The sequence below is a fragment of the Pseudomonas sp. P5_B2 genome (assembly GCF_056400445.1).
This window is the reverse complement of the sequence record NZ_JBFULH010000374.1, coordinates 1-4,058: the sequence shown is the minus strand read 5'-3', so window position 1 is coordinate 4,058 and position 4,058 is coordinate 1. Positions and strand designations below refer to the sequence as shown.

Sequence of the window (4,058 nt, the reverse complement as noted above, 5' to 3'; positions counted from 1 at the left end):
CACTGAACATACGTCTGTGAACAAGCTTAGGTCATGTATGTGTTTGAGGGCGTGCTGTTACCGAAGTGGAACGTCCCTCGACTGCTCAACTACCTCGGGGGCAAGGGTCTGCTCAGGTTTGGTCAGGCGGATTTTTCGGGCGATGTCCATAAAAGGCGTGACGATCAGGCTGTACACCGTCAGGTAACGCAAGTGATCCGCGTCGCCGGTGCCAAAGCGGAGAGTTTCGGGCTTGGAAGTGGTGACATAGAGCGTGCCAAACATCCAGTCCCAGAGCGACAGGTTGATACCGAAGTTCTTGTTGACGTGTTTCGGCGCATCGCTGTGATGAATCTGGTGCTGGGCCGGGCTGTTCAACACATGCTCGACCATGGGACCAAACGACAGCCAGACATGGGTATGGCGCAGGTTGGCGGCAAACCCGTTGAGGATCAACACCATCCAGGTCACGCCAAACAGGGTGTAACGGCTGATTTCGCCGCCACAGGCGTACCAGAAGACACCGGCGTAAACACCGATGCACAGCGTATTCGTCACTTTTTCGACAATTTTTTCCACAAAGTGCAGCCGGCTCGCGGTCGCCGGAACCAACACAGGGGCCGAATGGTGGACCTTGTGGAAGTCCCACAGCCAGCGGGTATGGAAGGCGCGGTGCCCCCAATAGTTGGCGAAGTCCTTGACCATAAACACGCCGACCCCATAGAGCAGCGACAACGCAAGGTGTTCCTCGACTTGAGTGCGCGCGCCCCACAGGTTGGTGAAAAAGCCCACGTAGTCGGCGGAGCGCAGGATGTGCGGGTCCACCAGTGCGACGATGGGCAGTACCAGCATGACTTTCAGAATGGCGCGAACGAAGTAGTAGCGGTAATCCAGCAATGCCGACTGATGCAGGTAAACCTGCTTGCCGCCGATGAATTGCCAGAAGGTCGGGGCGTTCGTCAGCCCGCGAGATTTCCGGAAACGAAACAGCCCATAGGCAACGCTGTAGGAGGACGCCAGAAACAGCAGGCCGAAGCGCCCATTCAAATCAAAGATGCCAAGAAACTGGTGGATAACTGGCGTTATCACCCATCGGGACAGGCAGTCATAGACAAACGAAAATGCATCCACGACCGGCTGGCCTCCAAAAAAGTGAGGGAATTGTAGTTCAGTCGGCTAAAGGCGCTAGCGCTTTTTACGTATGGGCCTGCACCACCCACTTCACTTTCGCCAGCGCATGGCGAAGCGTCTCCAGGTCCACCGAGCCCAGCGCCAACCGCAAGGCGTGCGGAACATGAACTGAAACCGCAAATGGCTCAGCGGTGGATACCGAGACCTGCTCTTGCATCAACGCCACGGCGATCCGGTCTGCCCGTGCGTCTTCCGACAGGGGCAACCACAGAAAGTACGACGACGGGTGGCGGATAACGTGAAGCCCACCCAGCACCTCATCCGCCAGCTTTTGTCGGGCTTGTGCGTCTTCGCGTTTTTGCGCTTCGAGGCGGGTGACGGTGCCGTCGTCGAGCCAGGCGCAGGCGATGGCCGTCATGACGCCCGGGGTGTTCCAGGTGGTCGCCCTGATCGAGCGCTCCAATGCCGCCACCCTTTGCGCCGGTGCCGCGATGAAACYCACGCGCAGACCGGTGGCGACGTTCTTGGAAAAGCCGGACACGTAGACGGTCCGTTCCGGGGCCAGCTCAGCGAGGGGCGGCGGCGCTTGCTCAGCGAGAAACGCGTACGCCCCGTCCTCAATGATGTGCAGATCATGCTTGCGTGCAATCGCCACGAGTTGCTCGCGTTGATCGGCAGGCATCACCCAGCCCATCGGATTATGCAGGGTCGGTATGGTGTAGACGGCACGCACTGTCCGGCTGCGACACAGCTTTTCCAGCGCCTCCAGATCCGGCCCCTGCTCCGTCACCGGGATGGCGACGATTTCAAGGTGCAATGCTTCGGCCAGCACTTTAAAACCTGAATAGGTCAGCGCATCGGCCGCGATAACGTCACCGGGTCGCAACAGCGCCATCAGCGTCACCGCCAAGCCATGCTGGGCGCCACTGACAATCAACACCTGCTCGGCTTCAACCGTCAGACTACGGCTACGCAAATGGCGGGCGATGGAGGCGCGCTCATGCGCACGCCCGGCATGGGGCTGATAGCGCAAGTGTGATTCCAGGTCGCCGGACAATGCGAGTTGGCGCAAGGCATTGCGCAACAGATCGCCTTGCCCCGGAAGCGAGGGATAGTTGAAGTTCAGATCGATCACCCCCGCCGCGACGTCCGGCTGATCGATGCCATGACTGGGCGGCAACGAAGTCTCGCGAACAAACGTCCCGCGCCCGGTTTCACCACTGACCAGGCCCATGGCTTCCAGCTCGGCATAGACCCGGCTGGCGGTGACCAGCGCCAAGCCTTCGCTGAAGGCCAACTGGCGGTGTGTCGGCAAGCGCGTGCCGGGCAGCAAGCGACCCGTGTGGATATCGGCAGCAAAAGTGTCCACCAGCGACTTGTAGCGGGAGCGTGGCATCGTGGGATGTATCCATGACAATTTTTTGATTGTTCTTAATCCTGGACCATAGGATGCCCCTAACGCAAACCCGATACGGAGACAGTCGATGGAAAGGACCTCAACGCTTAAGAACCCTGCGCTGGACAAACACGCAAGCGGACTGATCAATGGCTTGATCGGCGTGCTGATCTTCAGCGGCTCGCTGCCCGCTACCCGGGTGGCCGTGCTCGAATTCGACCCCGTGTTTCTGACAGTCGCCCGCGCCACCATCGCCGGCGTGCTGGCGCTGTGCATGCTGTGGCTGTTCAAGCAACAACGCCCGGCGCGCAGTCAGTTGCTGTCGTTGATCATCGTGGCACTGGGCGTGGTGGTCGGCTYTCCGTTGCTGACGGCGCTGGCGTTGCAATACGTGACGTCGGCGCACTCCATCGTCTTCGTCGGCCTACTGCCGCTCGCCACCGCCGTCTTCGGCGTGTTGCGCGGTGGCGAGCATCCACGCCTGGAGTTCTGGGTTTTTTCGGTGCTGGGGAGTTTGCTGGTGATTGGCTTCGCCGTTTCTCAGGGGCTGAGCGCGTCCCCCCTCGGTGACGTTCTGATGCTGTTGGCGATTCTGGCGTGTGGCCTGGGGTATGCCGAAGGCGCCAAACTGTCCAGAACGCTGGGCGGCTGGCAGGTGATTTGCTGGGCCTTGGTGTTGTCGCTGCCGCTGATGGCTGCGTTGACCTTGTGGCGGATGCCCGTTTCGTTTTCTGGAATCAGTGTGCCGGCCTGGGTGAGCCTGGGGTATGTGTCGCTGTTCAGCATGCTGATCGGTTTTGTGTTCTGGTATCGCGGATTAGCGCAGGGCGGGATTGCGGCGGTGGGACAGTTGCAGTTGTTACAGCCGTTTTTTGGCTTGGCACTGGCGGCGACATTGCTGCACGAACAGGTCAGCATCGGCATGTTGGGGGTCACCGTGGCCGTGATTTTCTGTGTGGCGGGCGCGAGAAAATTTGCCAAATGAAAGTGTACTGCGGCTTGCGTTCATGGCTGTACCGGGCGAGCCGCACGCTGCCCATGATAAAAATAGCGCTCTGGTTTTCGGAGACTCGTCATGGACCTCGCCACCCTCACCCTTTTTTTGCCGGCGTGCTTTGCCCTGAACATGGCGCCTGGCCCGAATAACCTGCTGTCGGTCAGCAACTCGACGCGTTACGGCTATCGCACCTCCTGCGTGGCCGGGATCGGTCGGTTACTGGCATTTGCCGGCATGATCGCCCTCGCCTCTGCCGGCTTGGCCGTGGTGCTGCAAACCTCCGAATTGCTGTTCTACGGGATCAAGATTCTCGGCGCGGCCTACCTGTTTTACCTCGCCTGGCAATTGTGGCGCGCCGACCCTGGCGCCGAGAGCGCTGACACCCGTGCACCGGTCGGTGTGCTTGCGTTGGCGCGGCAGGAGTTTCTGGTGGCGGCCGGCAATCCGAATGATGGGCAATATGAATCCTCTCGATAGAACACTTCCAACCCAGGCCGTGTGGAAACGCATGCGCTGTTTTGAACTCTGCGTTGCTACGTAAAATCTGCCAGGTTT

At 59.9% G+C, this 4,058-nt stretch carries 3 protein-coding genes and 1 pseudogene; 2 read left to right on the top strand and 2 right to left on the bottom strand.

Going from position 1 to position 4,058, the window contains the following annotated elements; genetic code table 11:
- Positions 1 to 57: 57 nt before the first annotated feature.
- Both AC1DRJ_RS20680 and AC1DRJ_RS20675 read right to left on the bottom strand, forming a co-directional pair.
- Positions 58 to 1,110, bottom strand: coding sequence for a sterol desaturase family protein (locus AC1DRJ_RS20680; RefSeq protein WP_477803778.1), 1,053 nt, complete (start codon positions 1,108 to 1,110; stop codon positions 58 to 60).
- A gap of 64 nt (positions 1,111 to 1,174) precedes the next feature.
- Positions 1,175 to 2,506, bottom strand: coding sequence for an aminotransferase-like domain-containing protein (locus AC1DRJ_RS20675; RefSeq protein WP_477803777.1), 1,332 nt, complete (start codon positions 2,504 to 2,506; stop codon positions 1,175 to 1,177).
- Between the two features lie 88 nt (positions 2,507 to 2,594).
- Between AC1DRJ_RS20675 and AC1DRJ_RS20670 the strand changes: the two genes are divergently transcribed.
- Together AC1DRJ_RS20670 and AC1DRJ_RS20665 are read left to right on the top strand one after the other, a co-directional pair.
- Positions 2,595 to 3,491, top strand: a complete 897-nt coding sequence (locus AC1DRJ_RS20670) for a DMT family transporter (RefSeq protein ID WP_477803776.1) — start codon at positions 2,595 to 2,597, stop codon at positions 3,489 to 3,491.
- A 90-nt stretch (positions 3,492 to 3,581) separates the two neighbouring features.
- Positions 3,582 to 3,950: pseudogene (locus tag AC1DRJ_RS20665) on the top strand (LysE family translocator); the annotation flags it as partial.
- Positions 3,951 to 4,058 lie beyond the last annotated feature (108 nt).